Origin of the sequence: Catellatospora sp. NPDC049609, from assembly GCF_040675365.1 — a bacterium.
Lineage (GTDB): Bacteria > Actinomycetota > Actinomycetes > Mycobacteriales > Micromonosporaceae > Catellatospora.
The window spans coordinates 1-24685 of the sequence record NZ_JBFAOU010000023.1; the positions used below are offsets into that span (position 1 = coordinate 1).

22 protein-coding genes are annotated in these 24685 nt (G+C 73.3%); 8 read left to right on the forward strand and 14 right to left on the reverse strand.

All coding sequences use genetic code 11. The annotated features are described in order from the left end of the window. Positions 1–171: 171 nt before the first annotated feature. The 9 genes from AB0J67_RS09560 to hisI form a co-directional block, all read right to left on the reverse strand. Positions 172–1374, reverse strand: a complete 1203-nt coding sequence (locus tag AB0J67_RS09560) for an NAD(P)/FAD-dependent oxidoreductase (RefSeq protein WP_363478704.1) — start codon at positions 1372–1374, stop codon at positions 172–174. Positions 1375–1378: 4 nt separating this feature from the next. Further along, positions 1379–2431, reverse strand: a complete 1053-nt coding sequence (gene lgt, locus AB0J67_RS09565) for a prolipoprotein diacylglyceryl transferase (RefSeq protein WP_363478707.1) — start codon at positions 2429–2431, stop codon at positions 1379–1381. A gap of 163 nt (positions 2432–2594) precedes the next feature. Continuing rightward, the gene (trpA, locus tag AB0J67_RS09570; RefSeq protein ID WP_363478709.1) at positions 2595–3374 is read right to left on the reverse strand and encodes a tryptophan synthase subunit alpha; all 780 of its coding nucleotides are present in this window, start codon (positions 3372–3374) and stop codon (positions 2595–2597) included. Positions 3375–3417: 43 nt separating this feature from the next. Continuing rightward, positions 3418–4635: a tryptophan synthase subunit beta gene (gene trpB / locus AB0J67_RS09575; protein ID WP_363478712.1), complete on the reverse strand. Its 1218-nt coding sequence runs from the start codon at positions 4633–4635 to the stop codon at positions 3418–3420. A 67-nt stretch (positions 4636–4702) separates the two neighbouring features. Continuing rightward, on the reverse strand, positions 4703–5560 hold the full coding sequence (gene trpC, locus AB0J67_RS09580) for an indole-3-glycerol phosphate synthase TrpC (protein ID WP_363478852.1): 858 nt from the start codon (positions 5558–5560) through the stop codon (positions 4703–4705). Between the two features lie 183 nt (positions 5561–5743). Continuing rightward, complete coding sequence (locus AB0J67_RS09585) at positions 5744–6541, reverse strand: fused MFS/spermidine synthase (RefSeq protein ID WP_363478715.1); 798 nt, start codon at positions 6539–6541, stop codon at positions 5744–5746. Then, positions 6525–6860 (reverse strand): hypothetical protein, encoded by a 336-nt coding sequence (locus AB0J67_RS09590; protein WP_363478718.1) that lies wholly within the window; start codon positions 6858–6860, stop codon positions 6525–6527. The genes AB0J67_RS09585 and AB0J67_RS09590 overlap by 17 nt, the downstream gene beginning before the upstream one ends. Next, positions 6857–8410 (reverse strand): anthranilate synthase component I, encoded by a 1554-nt coding sequence (locus AB0J67_RS09595; RefSeq protein WP_363478721.1) that lies wholly within the window; start codon positions 8408–8410, stop codon positions 6857–6859. The genes AB0J67_RS09590 and AB0J67_RS09595 overlap by 4 nt, the downstream gene beginning before the upstream one ends. Then, entirely contained in the window at positions 8407–8790 is a 384-nt protein-coding gene (gene hisI / locus AB0J67_RS09600) for a phosphoribosyl-AMP cyclohydrolase (protein ID WP_363478724.1), read from the reverse strand. Before hisI ends, AB0J67_RS09595 begins: the two co-directional genes overlap by 4 nt. Before the next feature lie 275 nt (positions 8791–9065). On the opposite strand from hisI, the gene AB0J67_RS09605 reads away from it, so the two are divergent. The 4 genes from AB0J67_RS09605 (at position 9066) to AB0J67_RS09620 (ending at position 13619) form a co-directional block, all read left to right on the forward strand. Next, positions 9066–11036, forward strand: a complete 1971-nt coding sequence (locus AB0J67_RS09605) for a hypothetical protein (RefSeq protein WP_363478727.1) — start codon at positions 9066–9068, stop codon at positions 11034–11036. 319 nt (positions 11037–11355) lie between these two features. After that, complete coding sequence (locus AB0J67_RS09610) at positions 11356–12117, forward strand: ABC transporter ATP-binding protein (protein ID WP_363478730.1); 762 nt, start codon at positions 11356–11358, stop codon at positions 12115–12117. After that, entirely contained in the window at positions 12114–12842 is a 729-nt protein-coding gene (locus tag AB0J67_RS09615; RefSeq protein ID WP_363478733.1) for an ABC transporter permease, read from the forward strand. The genes AB0J67_RS09610 and AB0J67_RS09615 overlap by 4 nt, the downstream gene beginning before the upstream one ends. Before the next feature lie 159 nt (positions 12843–13001). After that, on the forward strand, positions 13002–13619 hold the full coding sequence (locus AB0J67_RS09620; protein ID WP_363478736.1) for a TetR family transcriptional regulator: 618 nt from the start codon (positions 13002–13004) through the stop codon (positions 13617–13619). A gap of 9 nt (positions 13620–13628) precedes the next feature. Here AB0J67_RS09620 and AB0J67_RS09625 read toward each other — a convergent pair whose 3' ends face one another. Then, positions 13629–14096 carry a hypothetical protein gene (locus AB0J67_RS09625; RefSeq protein WP_363478739.1) on the reverse strand — a complete coding sequence of 156 codons (468 nt, stop codon included), beginning with the start codon at positions 14094–14096 and terminating at the stop codon, positions 13629–13631. A gap of 79 nt (positions 14097–14175) precedes the next feature. Here AB0J67_RS09625 and rpsD point away from each other — a divergent pair, with 79 nt between their 5' ends. Further along, a complete protein-coding gene (gene rpsD / locus AB0J67_RS09630; RefSeq protein ID WP_363478742.1) occupies positions 14176–14784 on the forward strand; it encodes a 30S ribosomal protein S4 in 609 nt (202 codons plus the stop codon). Positions 14785–14905: 121 nt separating this feature from the next. Here rpsD and AB0J67_RS09635 read toward each other — a convergent pair whose 3' ends face one another. Then, positions 14906–16705, reverse strand: a complete 1800-nt coding sequence (locus AB0J67_RS09635) for an ABC transporter ATP-binding protein (protein WP_363478745.1) — start codon at positions 16703–16705, stop codon at positions 14906–14908. 49 nt (positions 16706–16754) lie between these two features. Beyond that, the gene (locus tag AB0J67_RS09640; protein WP_363478853.1) at positions 16755–18575 is read right to left on the reverse strand and encodes an ABC transporter ATP-binding protein; all 1821 of its coding nucleotides are present in this window, start codon (positions 18573–18575) and stop codon (positions 16755–16757) included. A 179-nt stretch (positions 18576–18754) separates the two neighbouring features. Here AB0J67_RS09640 and AB0J67_RS09645 point away from each other — a divergent pair, with 179 nt between their 5' ends. Both AB0J67_RS09645 and AB0J67_RS09650 read left to right on the forward strand, forming a co-directional pair. Beyond that, the gene (locus AB0J67_RS09645; RefSeq protein ID WP_363478748.1) at positions 18755–19387 is read left to right on the forward strand and encodes a TIGR03085 family metal-binding protein; all 633 of its coding nucleotides are present in this window, start codon (positions 18755–18757) and stop codon (positions 19385–19387) included. 151 nt (positions 19388–19538) lie between these two features. Further along, the gene (locus AB0J67_RS09650) at positions 19539–21362 is read left to right on the forward strand and encodes a long-chain fatty acid--CoA ligase (protein ID WP_363478751.1); all 1824 of its coding nucleotides are present in this window, start codon (positions 19539–19541) and stop codon (positions 21360–21362) included. 182 nt (positions 21363–21544) lie between these two features. Here AB0J67_RS09650 and AB0J67_RS09655 read toward each other — a convergent pair whose 3' ends face one another. Next, a complete protein-coding gene (locus AB0J67_RS09655; protein WP_363478754.1) occupies positions 21545–22147 on the reverse strand; it encodes a DUF1349 domain-containing protein in 603 nt (200 codons plus the stop codon). Between the two features lie 187 nt (positions 22148–22334). Beyond that, positions 22335–23786 carry a PLP-dependent aminotransferase family protein gene (locus AB0J67_RS09660; protein ID WP_363478757.1) on the reverse strand — a complete coding sequence of 484 codons (1452 nt, stop codon included), beginning with the start codon at positions 23784–23786 and terminating at the stop codon, positions 22335–22337. A gap of 168 nt (positions 23787–23954) precedes the next feature. Between AB0J67_RS09660 and AB0J67_RS09665 the strand changes: the two genes are divergently transcribed. Next, positions 23955–24587: a hypothetical protein gene (locus tag AB0J67_RS09665; RefSeq protein ID WP_363478856.1), complete on the forward strand. Its 633-nt coding sequence runs from the start codon at positions 23955–23957 to the stop codon at positions 24585–24587. The last annotated feature ends 98 nt before the right edge of the window (positions 24588–24685 follow it).

Genomic DNA, 24685 nt, shown 5'->3' on the forward strand with positions numbered 1-24685 from the left:
CGACAGCTCGTCGACGAGCAGCACCCGCGGCTGCTGGATCAGCGCCTTGGCGAGCACCAGAACTCGCGATCATCAACGGGCGCACGGGCGGCTGGACGAGCCGGGCCGGCTGGACGAGCCGGGACGCAGGCGCGCGACGGTCCCCAGCGGGCCGGTGGAGTCGCGGGGCGGTCAGGCGGCGGGGGGTTGCCAGTCGGCGGCGACGGCCGCGGCCTTGTCCAGGACGCGGGGTGCCAGGGCGCCGAAGGCGCGGTCACGGGCGCGGGCGACCAGGTTGCCGCGCGGGGCCAGCACCGCGCCGACGCGCTGCGTCTGCCGGATCACCTGCGCCGCCCTGGCCCGGCGCGCGGCCGAGTACGCCGCCAGCGCCGCGTTGCACGCCGGGCCCGGGATCGCGGGCAGCAGCAGGGCGCGCAGCGTGGCCGCGTCCTCCAGCGCCATCCCGGCGCCCTGGGTCAGGTGGTGCGGCATGGCATGGGCCGCGTCGCCGACCAGCGCGAACCCGCCGGTGCCGATCGGGAACGCGAGCTCGTTGGGCGGCGGCCGCAGCTGGCGGCCGTCCTGCTGCACCAGGTCGTCGGGCTCGGTGGCGGCCAGCAGGTCCGAGATCGGCGCGTGCCAGCCGGCGAACCAGCGCTTGAGCAGGGTGAGCTGGGTGGCCTTCGGCTCCGGCCGGGCGGCGCCGGCCACCGTCGCGGTCCAGTAGATGCCGCCCCGGCTCGACGCGCCGGAGCTGCCCCGGTCGCCCAGCGAGGCGGCCAGGAAGCGGTAGCCGCCGCTGAGCGTCTCGCCGGCCAGGACCAGGTCCTCGGGCAGCTTCGGCGCCCGGTACCACGGGATGACCGCGCGCCAGGCGGCGTACCCGGAGCTGACCGCGATCGACTGCGGGGCGAGCCGGGCGCGCAGCGTGCTGTCGGCGCCGTCGGCGGCGACGATGACGTCGGCCTCCCAGGTGTGCCGGCCGTCGCCGACCGCGGGCCGGTCGCCGGCCCGCGCGTGCATGGTCTTCACGGCGATGCCGGTGCGGATCTCGATGTGGTCGCCCAGCCCGGCGATGAACGTGTCGTGCAGGTCCTCGGCGTGCACCACGACCGGGGTCGCGGTCGGGCTCACCGCGGACGGCTGCGCCAGCCACTGCCCGTCGGCGCGGCGCAGGCCGCCCAGCGGGACCGGGGTCGCGATGGCCGCGAGCCCGGCGCCGAGGCCGAGCGAGCGCAGCGCGGCGACGGCGTTGGGCCACAGCAGCAGCGCGGCGGGCTCGGCACGCAGCCGGTCCGCGCGCTCCAGCAGGGTGACCCGCCACCCGGTGCGGGCCAGAGCCCCCGCCGTGGCGAGGCCGCCGACGCCCGCACCGACCACCACCGCGCTGCGCATGCCGTCAGTCCTTCGCGGAGATCTTCTGGGCGGGCAGGTGTGCCGGACCGCCGTCCGAGGGGTCGTCTGTCTCGTCGGCCGAGCCGCCCGGCAGGTCGGCGTCGCCGGACGGGCCGTCCACCGCGTCCGGGCGGGTGCCGTCGGCGAGGAAGGCCTGGTACTGCTCCTCGGTGACGACCTGGAAGCCCTTGACCGGCTCACCGGCCGCGTCGACGTTCGGGATCAGGAACTCCTGCGGGCCCTTGCGGAGGAAGAAGAACGCCGCCGCGCCCAGGAAGACGATGATCGAGGTCCACACGTTCAGGCGCATGCCGCCGATCATGGTCGCCGGGTCGGTGCGCATGGCCTCGATCCAGCCCCGGCCGAGCGTGTAGAGCATCACGTAGAGCGCGAACGCCCGGCCCCGGCCGAACTTGAAGCGCTTGTCGAGCCAGTACACGACGCCCGCGACGCCGACGTTCCACAGCAGCTCGTACAGGAAGGTCGGGTGGTAGAGGCCCTCGCGCAGCTCCGGCTCGCCGTCCGGCCCGATCATCGCCTGGCCGGGCGTGGTGTCGGACATGACGTGCACCTGCAGGCCCCACGGCAGGTCGGTCTTGCCGCCGTACAGCTCGTTGTTGAACCAGTTGCCCAGCCGGCCCACGGCCTGCGCCAGCGGCAGGCCCACGGCGATGGTGTCGGCCACGAAGCTGAACGACATGCCGAGCTGGCGGCAGGCCAGCCAGGCGCCGAGCGCGCCGCCCGCGACGCCGCCCCAGATGCCGAGGCCGCCTTCCCACACCTTGACGGCGTTGGCCAGGTTGCCGCCCTCGCCGAAGTACGCGTCAGGCGAGCTGAGCACGTGGTAGATCCGCGCGCCGACGATGCCGAACGGCACCGCCCAGACGGCGATGTCGAGCACGGCCCACGGCGGGGCGCCCCGGCTGCGCATACGCCGGTCGGTCACGATGCAGGCGAGCACGATGCCCGCGATGATGCACAGCGCGTACGCCCGCAGCGGCACGGGTCCCAGGTGCCAGACCGCCGTGGACGGGGACGGGATGGAGGCGAGGTTCACGAGCGCAAACCCTACCGTCCCCGCCCCCACACTCCCACCCCCCGCCCATCCCGACTTTCCGCTGATCATGAGCCGGGCGGGCGGCAGCGATCGATCATGAACTTATGGGCGCCGACACGCCGTCGAGCACGCCCATAAGTTCATGATCGACCACGAACCGGGGTCAGGGGGTGAGGCCGGTGCGGAGGTCGTGGGTCAGGGCGCGGAGGGCGGGTTCGCCGCCTTCGGCCAGGGCGGAGACCAGGGCGCTGCCGACGATGACACCGTCGGCGTAGGCGCCTACCTCGGCGGCCTGGACGCCGCTGCGCACGCCGAGGCCGACGCCGACGGGCAGGGTGCCGGCGACCTTCTTGGCGCGGGCGACCAGGGTGGGGGCGTCGCTGGAGGTGCTGTCGCGGGCGCCGGTGACGCCCATGACGGCGGTCGCGTAGACGAAGCCGCGGCAGTGCGCGACCGTCATGGCGATGCGCTCGTCGGTCGACGAGGGCGAGATCAGGAAGACCCGGTCCAGGTGGTGCGCGTCGGAGGCGGCCAGCCACTCCTCGGCCTCGTCGGGGATGAGGTCGGGCGTGATCAGCCCGGCGCCGCCGGCCGCGGCGAGGTCGCGGGCGAACGCGTCGACGCCGTACTTCTCGACCGGGTTCCAGTACGTCATCACCAGGACCGGCACGCCCGCGCCGGACACGGCCTCGACGGTGGCCAGCACGTCGCGGGTGCGTACGCCCCCGGCCAGCGCCACCTCGGTGGCGCGCTGGATGACGGGGCCGTCCATGACCGGGTCGGAGTACGGCAGGCCGATCTCCACCAGGTCGACCCCGGCCTCGATCATCGCCTTGACCGCGGAGATGCCCCCGGCCACCGACGGGAACCCGGCGGGCAGGTAGCCCACCAGCGCGGCCCGGCCTTCGGCCCGCGCCTTCTCGTAGGCGGTGGTCACGTTCATCGCGTCTCCTCCGTGCCGCGCCCGAGGGACTCGCCGCTCGCGCTCACCCGATCACGTCCCCGCCCTCGAACAGGCCGAAGTACTCGCCTGCGGTGTGCATGTCCTTGTCGCCGCGGCCGGACAGGTTGACGATCACCGTCGGCTCGTGGCCCAGCTCCTCGCGCAGCGCGGGGATGACCCGGATCGCCCCGGCCAGCGCGTGCGCGCTCTCGATCGCCGGGATGATGCCCTCGGTGCGGCACAGCAGCGCGAACGCCTCCATCGCCTCGGCGTCGGTGACCGGCTGGTACCGCGCGCGGCCCTGGTCGTGCAGCCAGGCGTGCTCGGGGCCGACCGACGGGTAGTCCAGGCCCGCCGAGATCGAGTGCGACTCGATGGTCTGGCCGTCGTCGTCCTGCAGCAGGTACGACCGGGAGCCGTGCAGCACGCCGTGGCTGCCGCCGGTGATGCTGGCGGCGTGGCGGCCGGTCTCGACCCCGTCGCCGCCCGCCTCGAAGCCGTACAGGCGCACGTCGGCGTCGGGCACGAAGGCGTGGAACATGCCGATGGCGTTGGAGCCGCCGCCGACGCAGGCCGCGACCGCGTCGGGCAGCGCGCCGGTCAGCGCCAGGCACTGGGCGCGGGCCTCGACGCCGATGCCGCGCACGAAGTCGCGCACCATCGCCGGGAACGGGTGCGGCCCGGCCGCGGTGCCCAGCAGGTAGTGCGTGGCGTCGACGTTGGTGACCCAGTCGCGCAGCGCCTCGTTGATCGCGTCCTTGAGCGTCTTGGAGCCGGTGGTCACCGGGATGACGGTGGCGCCGAGCATCTTCATCCGGGCCACGTTGAGTGCCTGGCGCCGGGTGTCGACCTCGCCCATGTAGACGACGCATTCGAGGTCGAGGTACGCCGCGGCGGTGGCGCTGGCGACGCCGTGCTGGCCGGCGCCGGTCTCGGCGATGACGCGCGTCTTGCCCATGCGCTTGGTGAGCAGCGCCTGGCCGAGCACGTTGCGCACCTTGTGCGCGCCGGTGTGGTTGAGGTCCTCGCGCTTGAGCAGGATGCGCGCGCCGCCGACCCGCTCGGACAGGCGGGTGGCGTCGTAGAGCAGGGACGGGGTGCCCGCGTACTCGCGCAGCATCCGCTCGAATTCGCCGGTGAACTCGGGATCCGCCATGGCCTTGCGGTAGTGGGCGTCCAGCTCGTCGAGCGCCGCGATGAGCGCCTCCGGGACGAACCTGCCGCCGTACGGGCCGAAGTGGCCCCGGTCGTCGGGCAACATGTGCCCCTCCTTCGGCGTCAGCCGCCGTGCAGGCGCAGCGGCGGTCAGGCGAGGGGTGTGCGGTACGTCAGCGCGCGGGCCGCGGCGTCGCGGGATGGTTGCCCGCGTTGACGAGCTCGGCGACGGCGTCGCGCGGGCTCTTCTGGGTCACCAGGCCCTCGCCGACGAGGACCGCGTCGGCGCCCGCCGAGGCGTACTTGATCAGGTCCAGCGGACCCCGGACGCCCGACTCAGCGATCTTGACGACGCTGTTGGGCAGGCCGGGCGCGATCCGCTCGAACACCGACCGGTCCACCTCCAGTGTGCGCAGGTTGCGGGCGTTCACGCCGATGACGCGGGCGCCGGCCTCCAGGGCCCGGTCGGCCTCCTCCTCGGTGTGCACCTCGACCAGCGGGGTCATGCCCAGCGACTCGATGCGGTCGAGCAGGCCGGTGAGCACCTTCTGCTCCAGCGCCGCGACGATCAGCAGCACCAGGTCCGCGCCGTACGCGCGCGCCTCGTGCACCTGATACGACGAGCAGACGAAGTCCTTGCGCAGCACCGGGATGCCGATGCGGGCCCGCACCGCGGCCAGGTCGTCCAGGGAGCCGCCGAACCAGCGGCCCTCGGTCAGCACGCTGACCGCGCGGGCGCCGCCCGCCTCGTACTCCGCCGCAAGCTCGGCCGGGTCGGGGATCTCCGCCAGCGCACCCTTGCTGGGCGACGAGCGCTTCACCTCGGCGATCACGCCCACGCCCGCGCGGCGCAGGGCCGCGTACGCGTCGAGCGGTGGCGCGGCCGCCGCCGCGCGCTTCTTGATCTCGTCCATGGAGACCAGGCGCTCCCGCGCCTCGACGTCCTCACGGACCCCCGCGATGATCTCGTCGAGCACGCTGCCGCCGTGGTCTCGCATCGATGCGCTCGGGGCCGGCTCGCCTGGCTCCATGCTGCTCAGCTCGTCGGATGCCATGGGCAGATGCTAGGCACCCGCCACTCGCGCAAGGTGAACGGGGTATGGCGTGCCTCACCTGATGGGCTAGTGCATAATGCCGCACCCGGTGGCGGACCGTCGACGCTCCCCTGGCAGCGGGTGGACGCTCAGCCGCGCGGCGGCACCGGTCCGGGGGATTCATTCATCCCATCGCGGCGGCACGTTCCGCACGAACTGGGCCAGCCGCGGGCCGTGCTCGACCCGGGCCCGGGTCGGGTCGGCGGCGATGCGCCGCACCAGCTCGCGGATGCCCGCCGCGTCGTCCCCGGCCACCAGCAGCAGGTTGCCGGTGCCCCGCCCGCGCAGCAGCGCCGCGTCGGCCACCACCGCGACCTCGCCGAACACCTCGCGCAGGGTGGCCGCCTGGCGGCGGGCGAAGGTCAGCGGCGCCACGTCCATGACGTTGGCCAGATACCACCCGCCCGGCCGCAGCGTCCGGCGCGCCGCCCGCGCGAACTCGACCGTGGTCACGTGCGCCGGCACCTTCGCACCGGTGAAGATGTCCGCGACGATCACGTCCACCGCGGCCGGCTCGGCCTGCTCCAGCGCCGCCCGGGCGTCGGCGACCAGCAGCTCGACGCCGTCGGCGTCGACCGGCAGCCGGGTGGTGACCAGCTCGGCCAGCGCCCGGTCCAGCTCCACCACGGTCTGCCGGCTGCCCGGCCGCATCGCCGCCAGGCAGCGCGGCAGGGTCATCGCTCCCCCGCCCAGGTGCAGCACGTCCAGCGGCCCCGCCGGGCACACCGCGTCGATGACGTCGGCGAAGCGGCGGATGTAGTCGAACGCGATCAGCGTCGGGTCGTTCAGGTTGACGTGCGACTGGGCGGTGCCGTTGAGCCGCAGCAGCCATGCGTCGGGCAGGTCGGGGTCGGGGATCAGCTCGGCGGTGCCGGTGTCCACCCGCACGATCAGCGCCCGGTCAGACCCGCGCATCATCGGTGAGGTCCTCGCCCCGGTCCAGCGCGTCCCACAGGTCCCGGGTGTCCTCGGCCCGCGGGGCCTTCGCGGCGGTGCGCCGGGCATGGTCGCCGGAGCGCCGCCAGTACCAGACCGCGACCACGCCCGCGGCCAGCGCCAGCAGCAGCGGCCGCACCCAGGACACCGAGCCCCCCGGCACGAACCACAGCAGCACCAGCACCGCCAGCCCGCCCAGGACCATCATCCGGGTACGCCGCACGGCAGCGCCGCGCGTCGCGTCCTCGCCGCGCGGGCCGCCGGCGTCCGCCCGGTCGGCGGGGGTGTGCGGTGCGCTCATCGGGCGGCCTGCAGGGTCTGAGCGGTGGCGATGGCGGCCAGCACCGCCATCGCCTTGTTACGGGTCTCCAGCTCCTCGAACGCCGGGTCCGAGTCGGCCACCACGCCCGCCCCGGCCTGCACGTACGCCGTGCCGCCGCGCAGCAGGGCGGTGCGGATCGCGATCGCCATGTCCAGGTCGCCGCCGAAGCCGAAGTAGCCGACGGTGCCGCCGTACAGGCCGCGCCGGGTCGGCTCCAGCTCCTCGATGATCTCCATCGCGCGCACCTTCGGCGCGCCCGACAGCGTGCCCGCCGGGAACGTCGCAGCCAGCGCGTCCAGCGCCGTGCAGTCCTCGCGCAGCTCGCCGACCACGGTCGACACGATGTGCATGACGTGGCTGTAGCGCTCCACCATGGCGAACTCCGGCACCTCGACCGTGCCCGCGCGCGACACCCGGCCCAGGTCGTTGCGGCCCAGGTCGACGAGCATGACGTGCTCGGAGCGCTCCTTCGGGTCGGCGATCAGCTCCGCGGCCAGCGCGGCGTCGGCCTCCGGCGACTCGCCACGCGGGCGGGTGCCCGCGATCGGGTGCAGCAGGCCGCGGCGTACCCCGTCGTCGCCCTTGGTGATCTTGACGTGGGCCTCGGGGGACGAGCCGACGATGTCGAAGTCGTCGAAGCGCAGCAGGTACATGTACGGGCTCGGGTTGGTCGCCCGCAGCACCCGGTAGATGTCCAGCGGGTCGGCGTCGGTCTTCGTCTCGAAGCGCTGCGACACCACGATCTGGAAGCAGTCGCCCGCCCGGATCGCCTCCTTGGCCACCTCCACCGCCTTGCCGAACTCCCCGGCCGGGGTGCGCGACACCAGCTCCGTCGGGCGCACCCGGTTGACCGTGGAGATCATCGGCGGGGTGGGCCGGGACAGCGCCGTCGTCATCGCGTCCAGCCGGCCGATCGCGTGGTGGTATGCCGCCGCGACCTGCTCGTCGTCGGCGTGCTCGGGCAGCACCGCGTTGGCGACCACGATCGCCTGGCCCAGGTAGTGGTCCAGCACCACCAGGTCGGTGGCGAGGAACAGCCCCAGCTCCGGCACGTGCAGGTCGTCCTCGGCCAGCTGCGGCAGCCGCTCGAACCGGCGCACCAGGTCGTACGACAGGAAGCCGACCAGTCCCCCGGTCAGCGGCGGCAGGTCCTCGTCGCCCGCGTCGGAGCCGGTCAGCGCGGCGACGGTCTCCCGCAGCACCGCGACCGGGTCGCCGGTGGCCGGCACGCCGTCCGGCGGGCTGCCCAGCCAGTGCGCCTGCCCGTCCCGCTCGGTCAACGTGGCCAGGCTGCGCACCCCGATGAAGGAGTAGCGCGACCACGCCGTGCCCGCCGCGCCCGCGCCCTGCTCCGCCGACTCCAGCAGGAACGTGCCCGGCCCGCCGGCGAGCTTGCGGTACACCCCCACCGGCGTCTCGGCGTCGGCCAGCAGCCGGCGCGACACCGGCACCACCCGCCGGTGCGCGGCCCGGGCCCGGAAACCGGCCAGGTCGGGACTGACCGCCCCGCTGCTCGCCGCGATGCTCATGCCGTCAACTCCTGCCGGTGCGCCGTGTCGATGCTGATCGCGAGCTCGTCGGTGAAACACGTCCGGGTGCCGGTGTGGCAGGCCGGACCGACCTGGTCCACGCTCACCAGCAGCGCGTCGCCGTCGCAGTCCAGCGCCACGGCCTTGACGAACTGGTGGTGGCCGGAGGTCTCGCCCTTCACCCAGTACTCCCCCCGGCTGCGCGACCAGTAGGTGGCCCGCCCCGTGGACAGCGTGCGGCGCAGCGCCTCGTCGTCCATCCACGCCAGCATCAGCACCTCACCGGTGTCGAACTGGCGCACCACCGCCGCGACGAGCCCGTCGCGGTCGCGCTTCAGACGGGCCGCGATCCCCGGATCCAGCTGCTCGGTCCCTGACACACCGGAATTCTCCCTCACGCGCGATCACATCGCCCCGCCGGTGCGGCGACCGTCTCACCTGTTGCCCGAAGATCGCCCGACTTGCCAGGCACCTGTGCGTATCTTGGGCGCCCTTACCACCATGTGCCAGGCAAGTCGAGTGATCGAGGTGGCCCCGGTCACAGTTTCGCCCGCTGGTATGAAGCGCGAACGGCAGGCCCGGCGGTACGTTGACCCGCATCTACGCGAGCGCCCCGTCGTGGGCGCTGTCCCCCACCGCGAGAGCCGAGGTTCGCATGACCAACCCCCACTTCGCCCCGCTGCCGCCCCGCATCCCGACGTTCATCCCGCCGGTGCCGCCCCAGCCCGCCGCGCCCGAGGCCGAGACCGAGACCGAGCCGACCCTCCAGCTGAGCCCGCAGGAGCAGGCCGCCCTGCTGGAGAACACCAGTGAGCTGCCGTTGGTGACCCCGGTGGTACGCACCGACGAGCCCCCGGCCGAGACCGACGCCGACGCGGTGGACGCCGAGGCCGACGGCACCGGCTTGCCTGAGCCAGCGGCGGGCGACGACGCGCCCGAGGCCGGGGCAGACGACGAAGACACCCTTGACGCCGAGGCCGAGACCGACACCCCTGAGGCCGAGGCCGACGACGAGAACGGCCCCGAGGCCGAGGCCGACGACGAGAACGGCCCCGAGGCCGAGGCCGGCGACGAGAACGTTCCCGAGGCCGAGGCGGAGGAGGCGCTCGACGCGGAGGCGGACGCCGACGACATCCCGGAGGCCTATGCCGACGACACCCCGGCGGCTGAGACCGACGACGCTCCGGAGGCTGAGGCCGACGACGAATCCCCTGAAGCCGAGGCGGAGGACACCGTCGACGCTGAGGCCCAGGCCGACGGCCCCCCGGACGCCGAGGCCGCTGCGGAGGGCTCCCCGGACACCGAAGCGGTGACCGACGAGGGGCCCGAAGCCGAGGCTGACGAGGTGCCGAGCGCGGAAGCGGACGACGAGGACGCGCCGGAGGCGACCGCCGACGACCTGGACGTCGCCGAGGCTGAGGTCGACGACGCGGAGTCGCCCGAGGCCGGGGCCGACACGCACGCCTCGCCCGAGGCCGGGGCCGACACGGAGGACTCACCTGAGGCGGCGGCCGATGGCGCGGACGCTCCGGAAGCCGAAGGCGACGCTGCCTACACCCCCGCAGCGGAAACCGGTGCTCCCGAGTCCGTCGAAGCGACAGCCGACGAGGTGGACACTGCCGGGGCCGACGTCGACGGCGCTTTCGGAGCCGAGGCTGACGAGGACGACGCGCCCGGGTCGGAGGCCGGATACGAGCAGTCGCCCGAGGCTGAGGCCGAAGAGGCAGCGGCTCCGGAGGCTGAGGCCGACGCGGCGGCGACCGCCGAGTACGAAGCCGACGTCGAGGATGCCCCGCTGACCACGGCCGAGGACACGGCGACCCTCGACGCGGCTAGCGAGAACGCGGCGACCCTCCACGCGCAGGACGAGGACGTGGCGAGCCTGGACGCCGAGGCCGAGGACGTGGTGGTCCTCGACGCGGAGGCCGATGGCGACCACGCACCCGAGGCCGCGGCCGAGGTGGCGGGCGACGGTGACGGCGAGGCCGGCGAGGCGATCGACGCGCAGGCTGACGGGGACGAGACGCCTGGGGGCGACGTAGCGGGGACGCCGGACGCGCAGGCCGTGGCCGACGCGCCGGAGGCCGAGGGCGGCGACGCACCGGAGGCCGAGGTCGGCGACGCGCCGGAGGCCGAGTCTGCGTACCTGCTCGGGGTGACGTCCGAAGAGGATGCCCCGGCGGCCGACGCCGATGACGTGGTGGACGCGGAGATGGAGCTGGACACCCCGGCCGGCACGGCCGTCGCGGAAGCCGCACCGGAGGCGGCCGCCGTGGACGCCGACGAGACGGAGGACGTGGACGTCGAGCTGGTGGCGCCGACGGCGACCGCGCTGCGGCCGGGCGACGTGGCCGAGACGGCCATCGCGGTGTGGGAGCCGGACCAGGCGCAGCGGTTCCGGGACGCGTGGCGCGAGGTGCAGACCCGGTTCGTGGACGAGCCGGAGGCGGCGCTGAACGACGCGCAGGGCCTGGTCAACGCGGCGGTGGCTGCGCTGGCTGCTTCGCTGCTGGCCGAGCAGGGTGACCTCGACCCGCGCCAGGGCACGGATTCGGCCGACACCGAGGCGATGCGGATCGCGATGCGGGGCTACAAGAACTTCCTCGAGCGCGTACTGGCTCTCTGACACATCGTGCCCGCCGCGCGTCCCGCTCCGGGGCGCGCGGCGGCGCCGTCTTCACCGACCCACGGCGAAGATCGATCGGACGAAGATCGCCGTTTCGGGTCGGAATCTGCGGTCACACTCCACTTTCTGACCCGAACCCGCGATCTTGACCTGGCCCGCCGGCCGCAGGGCCCCGCCAGGCCGCCAGGCCCGCTGAGCCGGGCTGACCAGCCAGCCCCGGCACGCGCACCAGCCTCCCTGAAAAGCGCCGCTTGACCGGTGACAGCCTCGACCTTAGCTTGTATTTCATCAGCGTTGAATTTCAGCGAAGGGACCGCCCATGACATCCGCGATCGAGGTCGCCGACCTCGTCGTACACCGGGGAGCCAGGCCGGTGCTGCACGGCCTGAGCTGCACGATCCCGGAGGGCAGCGTGACCGGCCTGCTGGGCCCGTCCGGCAGCGGCAAGACCACGCTGATGCGCGCGATCGTCGGCGTCCAGGTGGTGCGCTCCGGCACGGTGACCGTGCTCGGCCACCCCGCGGGCGACGCGAAGCTGCGGCAGCGGATCGGCTACCTCACGCAGGCCCCCAGCGTGTACGCCGACCTGACCGTCCGCGAGAACGCCCGCTACTTCGCCGCGCTCTACGGGCTCGGCGCGGCCGAGGCCGACGCGGCGGTGCGCGACGTGGGCCTGGCCGACGCCGCGGGTCAGCTGGTCGGCAACCTGTCCGGCGGGCAGCGCAGCCGGGCCTCGCTGGCCTGCGCGATCGTCAGCAAGCCGAAGGTGCTGATCCTGGACGAGCCCACCGTCGGCCAGGACCCGGTGCTGCGCGACGAGCTGTGGGCGCAGTTCCGCGGCCTGGCCGAGGCGGGTTCGACGCTGGTCGTGTCCAGCCACGTGATGGACGAGGCGAACCGCTGCGACCGGCTGCTGCTGATCCGCGAGGGTTCGCTGATCGCCGACGACACCCCTGCCGCGGTCAAGGCCGCCGCCGGCACGGACGATCTGGACCAGGCCTTCCTCACCCTGATCCGGCGCCGGGAGACGGCCGTGCCCGCTCCCCGCTCCGGCGGCGCCGACAGCGAGGTCCCGGCATGATCCTGCTGCACACGACCGGCCGCATCCTGCGCCAGCTGCGCCACGACCGCCGCACCGTGGCGATGCTGGTGGCGGTGCCGACGCTGCTGCTCACCCTGCTGTACTTCATGTACCAGGAGTCGGAGTTCGTCTTCGACCGGATCGCCCTGATCATGCTGGGCGTCTTCCCCTTCGTGATCATGTTCCTGATCACCAGCATCGCGATGCTCCGCGAGCGCACCACCGGCACGCTGGAGCGGCTGCTCACCACCCCGCTGCGCAAGACCGACCTGCTGTTCGGGTACGGGCTGGCGTTCGGGCTGGCCGCCGCGCTGCAGGCCGCCGTCGCCGCCGCGCTGGCGTACCTGCTGCTCGATCTGGACACCCGGGGAGCGGCCGGCTACGTCATCCTGATCGCCGTCGCGAACGCCGTGCTGGGCATGGCGCTCGGGCTGCTGGCCAGCGCGTTCGCCAAGACGGAGTTCCAGGCGGTGCAGTTCATGCCGGTGATCGCGGTGCCGCAGCTGCTGCTGTGCGGGCTGTTCGTGCCGCGCGACGCGATGGCGGGCTGGCTGCAGGCGGTCAGCGACGCGCTGCCGCTGACCTATGCGGTCGAGGCGCTGCAGGAGGTGGGCGCGCACGCGGAGCCGACCGGCACCATGTGGCGCGACTTCGCGATCGTGGCCGGGGCGGTGGTGGTCGCGCTGGTCGCCGCGGCGGGCACGCTGCGGCGGCGTACCCCCTGATCGGCCGCGGCCGCGCGGTCCGGGAGAATCGACGAGGGACAGACGATCATCGGCCCGTCCTCCGCCGCCGTCGGCGGCCGGAGGGCGGGCCGCGTCCCTTACGGACCTGGGCCCGCCCGCCGCACCGGGGCGCGGGGCCACCTCGCCGCGGGAGTACAGATGAAGCGCAGCCGCACCGGCCGCCGGCCGGGCAACCCCGACACCCGCGAGGCGATCGTGGCCGCGGCGCGGCGGCTGTTCGTGGAGAAGGGCTTCGACGCGGCGACGATGCGCGCCATCGCGGCCGAGGCCGAGGTGGACCCGGCGCTGGTGCACCACTACTTCGGCACCAAGGAGCAGCTGTTCGTCAGCGTCATGCAGTTCCCGATGGCGCCGTCGGAGATGATCGGCGAGGTCACCGCGGGCGGGGCCGAGCAGGCCGGGACCCGGCTGGTACGCCTGTTCGTGACCATCTGGGACTCGCCCGTCGGCGCGATCGGGGCGTCGGTGATCCGCACCGCGATGAGCAACGACCTGAGCATGCGGCTGCTGCGCGAGTTCCTGACCACGCAGATCCTGCGCCGGGTCCAGGCTGACCTGGGGCTCGACCCGGCGCAGGCGCCGCTGCGCGCGTCGCTGGTGGCCAGCCAGATCGCCGGGCTGGCCATGATGCGCTACATCATGAAGCTCGAACCGCTGGCCTCGCTGCCGGCGGAGCAGGTGGTGGCCGCGGTGGGCCCGACCCTGCAGCGCTACATCACCGGCGAGCTTGGCGGCTCCGGCTCCGCGACGCCGTAGCCCGCCGCGTCACATCACCGGCGAGCTGGACGGCTCGGGTTCGGCGGCCGCGTAGTCGTCGGCGTCGACGTCGGCCAGGTGCCCGGTCGGGCACTCCAGCCGCACCTCGGCCACGTCCATGCGGTAGAGCCGGAAGCCGCGCCCGACGTCGAGCAGGTCGCTGACCGGGTTGGCCGCGGCGAACTCCAGCGCGGCGGCCCTGGCCTCGACGTCCGCCAGCGCGGTCGCCCAGCCGGAGATCCACACGCGAGCGCCGCGCGACTCGCCGATGGCGAGCACCACCGCGGTGTCGTCGTCGCCCTCGCGCGGGCGCAGCGCGGTGTCGAGCCGGCCGCCCTCGCGGCACAGCAGCAGCGGCCGTCCCTCCTGGTCGGTCGCGTGACGCACCCGGTACGGGCTGGAGTGGTACGGGACCTGCGCGACACCGGGCAGGCGGCCCGCGGCCAGGGTTCGGGCGATCTGGGCGGGGTGCGGCACGGCGTACCTCCAACATCGGTTAGGGTTACCTACGTTAGGTGAGCCTAACCTATAACCGTTGGACGTTGGAGGCACCCTCGTGAACCAGTCGCGGCCCAAGGCGAAGCTGTCCCGGGCGCTCGGCATCCCGCTGACCCGCAAGTGCGTCAAGTACTTCGAGCGCCGGCCCTTCCCGCCGGGCGTGCACGGCCGCGCCCGCAAGAAGCCCTCCGACTACCAGGTCCGCCTGCTGGAGAAGCAGCGCCTGCGCCACCAGTACTTCATCAGCGAGACCCAGCTGCGCAACCAGTTCGACAAGGCCGCGCGCGGCGCGGGCAAGACCGGCGAGAGCCTGCTGGTCGCGCTGGAGTGCCGATTGGACGCGCTGGTGCTGCGGGCCGGCTTCGCCCGCAGCGTCTACCAGGCCCGCCAGGCCGTGGCGCACGGGCACATCGCCGTCGACGGGCAGAAGGTGGACCGCCCGTCGTACCGGGTCAAGCCCTGGCAGACCATCACGGTCCGCGAGCGCAGCCGCACCAAGCCGCCGTTCCAGATCGCCGCCGCCGGCGCCCACCTCGACGGCCCCACGGCCCCCTACCTCGAGGTCAGCCTCGCCGACCTGCGCGCCACCCTCACCCGCGAGCCGATCCGCAGCGAGATCCCGGTCATCTGCGACGAGCAGCTCGTCGTCGAGTTCTACTCCCGCTGACGCCCCACACCGGGCTCAAGATCGCGTCGATCTTGCGCGAACTGTTGGGGATATGCCCGGAAGGGGCGTGTCGTACCCACAGTTCGCGCAAGATCGACGCGGGGTAGGGCGGGCGGGCGGGTCAGCGGGTTTGTTCGAGCCAGCTGGCGTAGAGCTTGGCGTAGATGGAGTCGGGGTCCTTGACGAGGTTGTCGTGGGGGCCGCGTTGGACCACGACGCCCTTGTCGACGACGAGGACCTCGTCGGCGGACTGGGCGGTGGAGAGACGGTGGGCGATGGCGACCGTGGTGCGGCCGCGGGTCACCGCGTCGAGGGTGCGCTGGAGGCGGACCTCGGTGGCGGGGTCGACGGCGCTGGTGGCCTCGTCGAGGACCAGCAGGTCGGGGTCGGCGACGTAGGCGCGGACCAGGGCGACGAGCTGGCGCTCGCCGACGCTGAGGGCCTCGCCGCGCTCGCCGACGGGCGTCTGCAGGCCGTGGGCCAGGGTCTGCACCCAGTCGAGCAGGCCCAGCTCGGTGAAGGCGCGCTCGAGGTCGGCGTCGGACAGGTCGGGGCGGGCGAAGCGCACGTTCTCGGCGATGGTGGCGTCGAACAGGAAGCCGTCCTGGGGGACCATGACCACGCGGCTGCGCAGCGAGGCGAAGCGCACGTCGGTCAGCGGCGTGCCGGACAGCAGCACGCGGCCCTCGCTCGGGTCCATCAGGCGGGTCAGCAGCTTGGCGAACGTGGTCTTGCCGCTGCCGGTCTCGCCGACCACCGCGACCCGGGTCTTCGCCGCGATGTGCAGGTCCACGTCGTGCAGCACGCGCGGGCCGGGCGCGCCGTCGGCGGGGTAGCTGAAGCTGACGTGCTCGAAGCTCACGTCCAGCGGGCCGGCCGGCAGGTCGACGCCGTGCTCGGCCGGGTCGGCCACGTCGGGTTCGAGGTCGGCGACGTCCAGCAGCCGCCGCCAGCCGGCGACCGCGTTCTGGGCCTCGTTGAGGACCTCGGTGGCGATCTGCACCGGCTGGATGAACAGCGTCACCAGGAACAGGTACGCGGTCATCTCGCCGAGCGTGATCTCGCCCGCCACGCCGAGCTTCACGCCGAACACCACCACCGCGGCCAGCGCCACCGCGGCCGCGATCTCGCCGGTGGAGAAGCTGGTCACGCTGATGCGCATGGCGCGGCGCTGGGCGTGCTGGTAGTCGTCGATGGTCTCGGACAGCTTCGCGCCGCTGCGGCCGGAGATGCCGTACGCCCGGATCACCGACGCGCCGACCACGGACTCGGAGATGGCGCCGAGCATGACGCCGATGCGCCGCCGGCTCTCCTGGTACGCCCCCGCGAGCCGCTTCTGGAACGACTTGATCACGATCACCGCGGGCACGAACGCGGCCAGCACCACCAGCGTGAGCTGCCACGAGTAGACGGCCATGACGATCAGGGTGACCACCAGCTGGCCGCCGTTGACCATGAGGATCACGCCGCCCCACTGGATGAACTGCGTGATCGAGTCGACGTCGCTGGTCACCCGGGACACCATGGTGCCCCGCCGCTCGGACTGCTGGTGCAGCATCGACAGGTCGTGGATGTGGCGGAAGGTGCGCACCCGCATGTTGGCCAGCGCCGTCTCGCTGACCGTGAACAGCCGCCGCATCATGAAGTACCCGCAGGTCGTGGTGATCACGAGGATCCCCGCGGTGATCGCCACGACGGTCGCGATGACGCCCATGTCGAGCTGCCCGGTCTGCACGCCGAGGCCCTTGTCGATGCCCTGCTGCACGGCGACCGGCACGGCGGCCCGGCCGATCATCGCGACCAGCGCCAGCCCCAGCGTGCCCGCCAGGCCCGCCTTCAGCTCCGGCGACAGCGCGAACCCGCGCCGGAACGTCGCCCACGCCGACTCGTGCCGGCCCTCCGTGATAGCCCCCGTACTCACGCCGCCACCTCGCCGTGCTCGGCGCCGGCGCGCGCCATGGATCGCTCGCTCACGCCGCCACCTCCTCTTCCTCCGTGATCGCGGCCGCGTCGCCGTCGGCGTCGTAGACGTGCTCGCGCTCGCGCTCCTCCTCGGCCTTCTCGTACGCCGTGACCAGGTCGATGTATCCCGGCACGGTGGCCAGCAGCTCCTCGTGCGTGCCGTGCGCGACCACACGGCCGGCCTCGATGTAGACGACCTCGTCGGCCAGCGCGATGGTGGCCCGGCGGTACGCCACCACCAGGATCGTGGTGGCCTGCGCCGAGCCGCGCAGCGAGGCGAGGATGCGGGCCTCCACCCGCGGGTCGACGGCGCTGGTGGCGTCGTCGAGCACGAGCAGCCGCGGCTGCCCGGCCAGGGCGCGGGCCAGGGTGAGCCGCTGGCGCTGGCCGCCCGACAGCGAGGTGCCGCGCTCGCCGAGCTGCGTGTCGAGCTCGGCGGGAAGCCGCGCGACGAAGGCGTCGGCCTGGGCCGTGGCCAGCGCGTGGCGCACCTGGACGTCGTCGATGCCGGGCCGGTCCAGCGCGACGTTGCCGCGCACGGTGTCGTCGAAGACGAACGCGATCTGGGGCACCAGCGCCACCGTGTCGGCCAGCGCCGCCGACGTCAGCTCGCGGGCGTCGACGCCGTCGAGGCCCACCCGGCCGGCGTCCGGGTCGAGCAGCCGGGCCGCCAGCGTGGCGATGGTCGACTTGCCGGAGCCGGTCGGCCCGACCAGGGCGACCGTCCGCCCGGCGGGCACGGTGAAGGTGACGTCGCGCAGCACCGGCTGGCCGGGCTCGTACGCGAAGTCGACGTTGTCGAAGCGCAGTTGCGCGGCTCCCGCGCCGGGCAGCGCCTCGGTGCCGTACGGCATCTGCCCGGTGGAGCGCAGCACCCGCTCCACGCGGTCCCAGCCGGCCACCGAGCGGGGCAGGTCGCCCAGCACCCAGCCGATCGCCCGCACCGGGAACGCCAGCACGGTGAACAGGAACGTGACCTGCACCAGCTGCTGCAGCTCGATCGCCCCGGCGTCCAGCCGCCACGCGCCGACCAGCAGCGCGAGCAGCGTGCCGAGGAACGGCAGCGACTCCATCAGCGGGTCGAACAGGCCGCGCAGCCGGCCGACGCTGATCAGCGCGTCGCGCAGCTCGCCCGCGCGCCGGGCGAAGCGCTGCGTCTCCAGCTCCTCGCGGCCCATCGTCTTGACCACCAGCGCGCCGTCGAAGCTCTCGTGCGCGATGGTGGCCACCTCGGCCCGCATGTGCTGGGCGCGGGCCTGGCGCGGGGCCATCCGCCGGGAGAAGATCACGTTCATCACGAACAGCACCGGGAAGACCACCAGGCCGACCAGGGCCAGCGCCCAGTCGATGGCGAACAGCACGGTCACCGCGACGAACAGCATGAAGACGGTGCCGACCGCGAACGGCAGCGGCGCCACCGGGAACCAAGCCGCCTCGACGTCGGAGTTGGCGTTGGACAGCAGCGTGCCGGTGGGGTGGCGCTGGTGCCAGGACAGCGGTAGCTGCAGGTAGCGGCGGGTCACCTCGTGGCGGTAGCGGGCCTGCAGCGCGAACTGCATGAACCCGGCGCCCAGCCGGCGGCCGAAGATGCCGACCACCCGGCCGAGGCCCATCGCGATCAGCACCGTCGCGCCCAGCGCCACCGCGCCCGTGGTCACGTCCCCGCCGCTGGTGGCCGGGGCGACCAGCGTCTCCACGATCCAGCCGATGACCATCGCCTGGCCGATGACCAGCCCGCCGAACAGGCAGCTGCCCACCACGGCCAGCGTGAACCGGCGCGGTTCGTCGCGGATGCCGCGCCACATCACGCGGGCGCCCCGGGCCAGCACGTCACGCCCGGTGATCTCCGGTTTTGCCCCGGCCTCTTCCCCTGCCACTAGCACCCCGTTGTCAGGTCGGTAAGTAATTAGCTTGGCTTCCTATCCTTACCGAAAGGAACTATCCCAGGCGAGCGGGTATGCCCTGTGCCGGGCGTCACACCGCCGCCCGCATACGTAGGATCGCCGACATGACCCGGTACGCCTTCGCCGAAAGGCTAGCCCTGGCCGACCTGATGGCCGAGGTCGGACCCGACGCGCCCACCCTCTGCGGTGACTGGACGGCGCGCGACCTGCTGGCCCACCTGCTGCTGCGGGAGCGCCGGCTCGACGCGGCCGCGGGCATCCTGATCAAGCGGCTCGCCGGGCGCACCGAGCGGGTGCAGCGGCAGATCGCGGCGGGCGACTTCGACGAGCTGCTGGCGCAGCTGCGCAAGCCGCCACGGTGGAGCCCCGCCGGGCTGGCCCCGCTGGACGAGCTGATCAACCTGTCCGAGATGTTCGTCCACCACGAGGACGTACGCCGCGCCGCCGCGGGCTGGGTGCCGCGCAAGCTGGACCCCGGCCTGTCCCGGGCGCTGTGGACGCAGGCGCGGCGGCGCGCGTCGCTGGTGCTGCGCCGCTACCCCGTGCAGGTGCGGGTGATCGCGCCGGGCCACGGCACCGTGGTCACCGGCCGGCCGGGCACCCACCCGGTCAACCTCACCGGCGAGCCGGGCGAATTGCTGATGTTCCTGTTCGGCCGCCAGCGGCACGCGCGCGCGAGCCTGGACGGGATCCCGGAACACACCGCGCGGCTGCGGGCGGCCCGGCTCGGCGCCTGAGCCGCCGACCCGGCGCTGAATCATCCTTCAGGCGGGGTCAGAAAGATCTTCCCGAGGGGTTCCCCGTATCCCCTAGCAGCATTACCCTTCGGTAACACCCAAGTTAACGTGTCCCCCGTCACTCTTGCCTACCCCCGAGGCGGCCTGACTCATGACTATCAACGTGCCTTACCGGTCTATTCCGGACATGTTCCTGCAGCGAGTCGCGGCCACGCCCGACGCGCACGCCTTCGGCGGCCCCGACGCCAACGACGCTCCGGTCTGGTACACCTGGACCCAGATCGCCGACCGCGCCAAGGCGATCGCCGCCGGCCTCACCACGCTGGGTGTCGGCCGCGAGGACCGGGTCGCCGTCCTGGCCAACACGCGCCTCGACTGGATCGTCGCGGACCTCGGCATCATGTGCTCGGGTGCGGCCACCACCACCGTGTACCCGACCACCGAGCCCGAGGACGCCTGCTTCATCGTGGCCGACTCCGGCTCGAAGGTGCTCATCGCCGAGAACGCCGCGCAGGCGGCGAAGATGAACCCGGCCGCCGTCCCGGCGCTGACCCACGTCGTGCTGATCGACGGCGCGGCCGACCCCGCGGCGGCGATCCCGCAGCTCACCCTGGCCGACCTGGAGAAGCGCGGCGCCGAGGTGCTGGCGGGCCGGCCCGGCCTGGTGGACGAGCTGGTCGGCGCGATCGAGCCGGACGGCCTGGCCACCCTGATCTACACCTCGGGCACCACCGGCCGCCCGAAGGGCGTGGAGCTGCTGCACCGCGGCTGGTGCTGGGAGGGCGTCGCCCAGTCCGACGTGGGCGTGCTGCTCCCCAGCGACCTGCAGTTCCTGTGGCTGCCGCTGTCGCACTCGTTCGGCAAGACGCTGATCTGCGGCATCATCCACGTCGGCGTGCCGACGTACGTCGACGGCCGGGTCGAGAAGATCATCGACAACCTGAGCCTGATCAAGCCGACCCTGATGTGCGCCGCGCCGCGCATCTTCGAGAAGGTCTACAACAAGGTCGTCACCCAGGCCACCTCGGCCGGCGGCCTCAAGGCGAAGATCTTCGGCTGGGCGCTGCGGGTCGGCCGCGAGCGGGTCGCCCTGGAGCAGGCGGGCAAGCCGGTGCCCAGCGGCCTGATGCGCAAGTACGGCATCGCGCACAAGCTGGTCTTCAGCAAGCTGCACGCGCGCCTGGGCGGCAACATCCGCTACATGGTGTCCGGCTCGGCCGCGCTGTCGGTGCCGATCGCGGAGTTCTTCGCCGCGGCGGGTCTACCCATCTCCGAGGGCTACGGCCTGACCGAGTCCAGCGCCGGCAACTTCGTCAACCGGCCCGGCCAGCTGAAGATCGGCACGGTCGGCCAGCCGCTCGGCGACCTCGAGGTGCGCATCGACAGCGACGGCGAGGTGCTGCTGCGCGGCGCCCCGGTGATGCGCGGCTACCACAACCTGCCCGAGGAGACCGCGAACTCGTTCACCGAGGACGGCTTCTTCCGCACCGGCGACATCGGCGAGCTGGACGCCGAGCAGTACCTCAAGATCACGGACCGGAAGAAGGACCTGGTCAAGACGTCCGGCGGCAAGTACATCGCGCCGAGCCACATCGAGGGCCTGTTCAAGGCGCTGTGCCCGTACACCTCGCAGGTGCTGGTCATCGGCAACGCCCGCAACTACTGCTCGATGCTGGTGACCCTCGACCCCGAGGCGATCGTCGGCTGGGCCGTGGGCACCCCGCTGGAGGGCCGCCCGTACGCCGAGATCGTCAGCTCGCCCGAGGCCACGGCCATGGTGAGCGGCCACGTGGACGAGCTGAACGCGAAGCTCAACCGCTGGGAGACCATCAAGAAGTTCACCATCCTGCCGCGCGACCTGACGATCGAACATGGGGAGATCACCCCCTCGATGAAGCTGAAGCGACGCACGGTGGAGACCAATTTCGCCCCCGAGATCGAGAGAATGTACGAGGGTTCCCTCGTCGAAATCTGATCCGGCGGGGATCTCGATCCCACGAGTGAGGTACGTAGGGGCGGCCACAAGCCGCCCCTACGTTTGTGCCCACTCCCTTGGTCGTCCGACTTGCCTGGCAAGTGGGCGTATCTTGGGCGCGCTTCCGCCCCGTTGCCTGGCAAGTCGGACGATCAAGGGGGCCGCGGAGGGATGCGGCGGGGTCAGCTGCCGTCGCGGAGGTCGGCGAGGCGGCCGGGGGTCAGCGTCGCGTGGTCGAAGACGACGGTGCAGCCGTCGCCGACCGGGGACTGCGCCTCCACGCCGATCAGCGGCGGGCCCGCGTCGGGGCCGAGGCTGAAGTAGCGCACCAGCTGCCACCGCCGCCCGTCGGAGCTGCTGTGGAAGGCCCACGCCGGGCCGACGCGGGCCGCGCGCAGCCACACCGTGTCGCCGTCGACCGGCCAGGAGTTCGCGTCGTCGGAGTCGCCGCGAGTGATCACGGTGACGATGGTGTTCTCGCCCGCCGGGGAGCGCTCGAAGCACAGCTTGGCCCAGTGCCGCTCGCCGGCCCAGACCAGCAGCACGCCGGCGTCGTACTTCTCGGCGAAGTCCACCCTGGCGCGCACGGCGTAGGTGAAGTCGCCCTCGGGCGCGGCGGTCAGAGCACGGGGCGCGTTGAGCACCGGCGGCGCGGCCGGGTCACCGGGGTCGACGAACATGTCGGTGCGCGGCCCGGCCGCCACCGACAGCACGCCGCCCGCGAGGTGCCAGGACGCCGGTTCCGCCTGCCAGCGCAGGGCGAGTCCACCCAGGGTCAGATCCATCGGCGCATTATGTCCCACCCGCGGCAAGGCGTGGTCCCCACGCCCGCCCCGCCGCCGCCCGCAGTGCTGCTCCCGCGCTCCCGTTTTGCCATCGACGCTGGCCTATCTGGATGAGGATTTGCGGATCGACTTCATTCAGATAGGCCAACGTCTATGAAAAGAGCGGAGCGGCGTCCCGGTCCACCGTTCAGGCGATCAGGGCGGGCTCGCTCCACTGCGGACGGCCGGTGCGGTCGAGGTCGTAGCGGGCGGCCGCGATCCGGCGTACCCCCTCGACCAGCTCGGGCACGGGCTGGGTGAAGGGCAGGCGGATGAACCGTTCGAGGGTGCCGTCGACGCCGAAGCGGGGGCCGGGCGCGAGGCGTACGCCCAGCGGCTCCACCGCGCGGGCCAGCGCGCTGGAGACTGGGCCGTCCAGCTCGGCCCAGAGCGTCACGCCGCCCGCCGGGATGGTCACCCGCCAGCTGGGCAGGTGCTCGCGCACGGCCGCGACCAGCGCGTCCCGCTGCGCCGCGAGCTGGGCGCGCCGCTGCGGGATGACGTCCCCGGCGCGGGCCAGCAGCCGCACCGCGACGAGCTGGTCCAGCACCGGGCCCGCGGTGTCGACGCCGACGCGCACCGCGGCCAGCCGCTGCACGATCGGGGCGGAGGCGCGGATCCAGCCCACCCGCAGCCCGCCCCAGAACGGCTTGCTCATGCCGCCGATGGTCAGCACCCGGCCGTGCCGGTCGAAGGAGGCCACCGCGGGCGGCATGGGCTGCCCGTCCAGCGGCAGGTCCACGAACGACTCGTCGACGACCAGGTCGGTGCCGGTGCGCTGGGCGGTGGCGACGAGCTGCTCGCGCAGCGCGGCGGGCATCAGGTGGCCGGTCGGGTTGTGAAACTCGGGGATCAGGTACGCCAGGCTCGGCCGGGTCTGCCGCAGCGCGCCCAGCAGCAGCTCGGCGTCCCAGCCCGCCTCGTCGAGGCCGTGCGTGCTGATCCGGGCCCGCCGCGCGGCCAGCGCGGCCAGCGCGTTGGGGTAGGTCGGCGACTCGACCAGCACCGACGAGCCGACGGGCACCTGCAGCCGCAGGATCAGGTCGAGCGCGTGCAGCACCCCGTTCGTGATCATGATCTGCTCGGGGCTGGTGGCCAGGCCGCGCTCGGTGTAGTAGTCGGCGACGGCCTCGCGCAGCTCGATGATGCCGCTGGGGTGGTAGCCGGCTCCGCCGAGGTGCGCGGGCAGGTCCTCGACCGCCTCCCGGGCCGCCGCCAGCATCGGCTCGGGCGCGCCCAGCGCGGCGCAGCTCAGGTCGATCAGGTCCAGGTCGTCGTCGGCCATCCACAGCCCGCTGCTGGCCACGCGGTGCCCGTTGGGCAGGGTGGTCCAGCTCCCGGCGCCGCGCCGGCTGGTCAGATGGCCGGAGTCGCGCAGCTCGCGGTACGCGGCGCTGACCGTGGTCCGGGAGATCTCCAGCGCCTCGGCGAGCTCGCGCTCGGCGGGCAACCGGACGCCCAGCGCGAGGCGCCCGTCGGCGAGCAGGCCGCGCACGGCGGAGGCGAGCGCGGCGTAGTCGGGGCTGCGGCGGCGGGCGGGCAGGGCGTGCCAGCGGCCGAGCAGGCGGGCGAGCTGCGTGCCGCGCACCGAGACGGACATCGTGGCCTCCTGGTTTCCCGGCCGGTAAGGCCACTCTCCCGAGATTGGCCCTTTCTGGCCCCGCTATTGGCCTCCAGACTGGCAGACATGCCAGGCGCACGCAAGCCAGTGACAATGCCACTTCGATCGACCCGGCGCCGGGTCGCCCCCGCCGGCCGACCCGCCCCGATGCCGCTGCGCGAGCGGCTCCCCCGCCGCCTGTGCCAGCTCTACGCCGGCCTGGTCGGGTACGGCGTCAGCATCAGCCTGATGCTGCGCGCCCACCTCGGCAACCAGCCGTGGGACGTGCTCCACCAGGGCGTGGCCCACCGGACCGGGCTCTCCGTCGGCACCGTCCTGATCATCGTCGGCGCGCTGGTGCTGGTGTGCTGGATCCCGCTGCGGCAGCGGCCCGGCATCGGCACGGTCTCCAACATCGTGGTGATCGGCCTGGTCGTGGACGTGGCCAACCGGATGCTGCCGGAGCCCTCCCACCTGGCCCTCCGGTGGGCGTTCATGATCGGCGGCATCGTGCTGTGCGGCTTCGCCAGTGGCCTCTACATCGGAGCCAATCTCGGCCCCGGCCCGCGGGACGGCCTGATGACCGGCCTGGCCGCCCGCAGCTGGTCGCTGCGCGGCTGGCGCACCGTGCTGGAGGTCGGCGTCGTCGCCACCGGCGCGCTGCTCGGCGGCACGGTCGGCCTGGGCACCGTCCTCTACGCGCTGGCCATCGGCCCGCTGGCGCAGTTCTTCCTGCCGATGCTCACCGTCGCGCCGGCCGCGCCGCGTACCCCCGCGATCCCGGAACCGGCCACCTGCTGACCCGGCTCATCCGACTTGCCAGGCACCTGGGCGTATCTTGAGCGCTCTTTCGCCCATCTGCCAGGCAAGTCGGACGATCATTAGGCGCGGCCGGGCGC

What these genes read in the sequence shown, in the direction of transcription:
- AB0J67_RS09560 (WP_363478704.1), bottom strand. Translation starts at nt 1,374, where the DNA reads ATGCGCAGCGCGGTGGTGGTCGGTGCGGGCGTCGGCGGCCTCGCCACG.
- trpA (WP_363478709.1), bottom strand. Translation starts at nt 3,374, where the DNA reads ATGAACGTGACCACCGCCTACGAGAAGGCGCGGGCCGAAGGCCGGGCC.
- trpB (WP_363478712.1), bottom strand. Translation starts at nt 4,635, where the DNA reads ATGTTGCCCGACGACCGGGGCCACTTCGGCCCGTACGGCGGCAGGTTC.
- trpC (WP_363478852.1), bottom strand. Translation starts at nt 5,560, where the DNA reads ATGGAGCCAGGCGAGCCGGCCCCGAGCGCATCGATGCGAGACCACGGC.
- AB0J67_RS09585 (WP_363478715.1), bottom strand. Translation starts at nt 6,541, where the DNA reads ATGATGCGCGGGTCTGACCGGGCGCTGATCGTGCGGGTGGACACCGGC.
- AB0J67_RS09590 (WP_363478718.1), bottom strand. Translation starts at nt 6,860, where the DNA reads ATGAGCGCACCGCACACCCCCGCCGACCGGGCGGACGCCGGCGGCCCG.
- AB0J67_RS09595 (WP_363478721.1), bottom strand. Translation starts at nt 8,410, where the DNA reads ATGAGCATCGCGGCGAGCAGCGGGGCGGTCAGTCCCGACCTGGCCGGT.
- AB0J67_RS09605 (WP_363478727.1), top strand. Translation starts at nt 9,066, where the DNA reads ATGACCAACCCCCACTTCGCCCCGCTGCCGCCCCGCATCCCGACGTTC.
- AB0J67_RS09610 (WP_363478730.1), top strand. Translation starts at nt 11,356, where the DNA reads ATGACATCCGCGATCGAGGTCGCCGACCTCGTCGTACACCGGGGAGCC.
- AB0J67_RS09615 (WP_363478733.1), top strand. Translation starts at nt 12,114, where the DNA reads ATGATCCTGCTGCACACGACCGGCCGCATCCTGCGCCAGCTGCGCCAC.
- AB0J67_RS09620 (WP_363478736.1), top strand. Translation starts at nt 13,002, where the DNA reads ATGAAGCGCAGCCGCACCGGCCGCCGGCCGGGCAACCCCGACACCCGC.
- AB0J67_RS09645 (WP_363478748.1), top strand. Translation starts at nt 18,755, where the DNA reads ATGACCCGGTACGCCTTCGCCGAAAGGCTAGCCCTGGCCGACCTGATG.
- AB0J67_RS09650 (WP_363478751.1), top strand. Translation starts at nt 19,539, where the DNA reads ATGACTATCAACGTGCCTTACCGGTCTATTCCGGACATGTTCCTGCAG.
- AB0J67_RS09655 (WP_363478754.1), bottom strand. Translation starts at nt 22,147, where the DNA reads ATGGATCTGACCCTGGGTGGACTCGCCCTGCGCTGGCAGGCGGAACCG.
- AB0J67_RS09660 (WP_363478757.1), bottom strand. Translation starts at nt 23,786, where the DNA reads ATGTCCGTCTCGGTGCGCGGCACGCAGCTCGCCCGCCTGCTCGGCCGC.
- AB0J67_RS09665 (WP_363478856.1), top strand. Translation starts at nt 23,955, where the DNA reads ATGCCGCTGCGCGAGCGGCTCCCCCGCCGCCTGTGCCAGCTCTACGCC.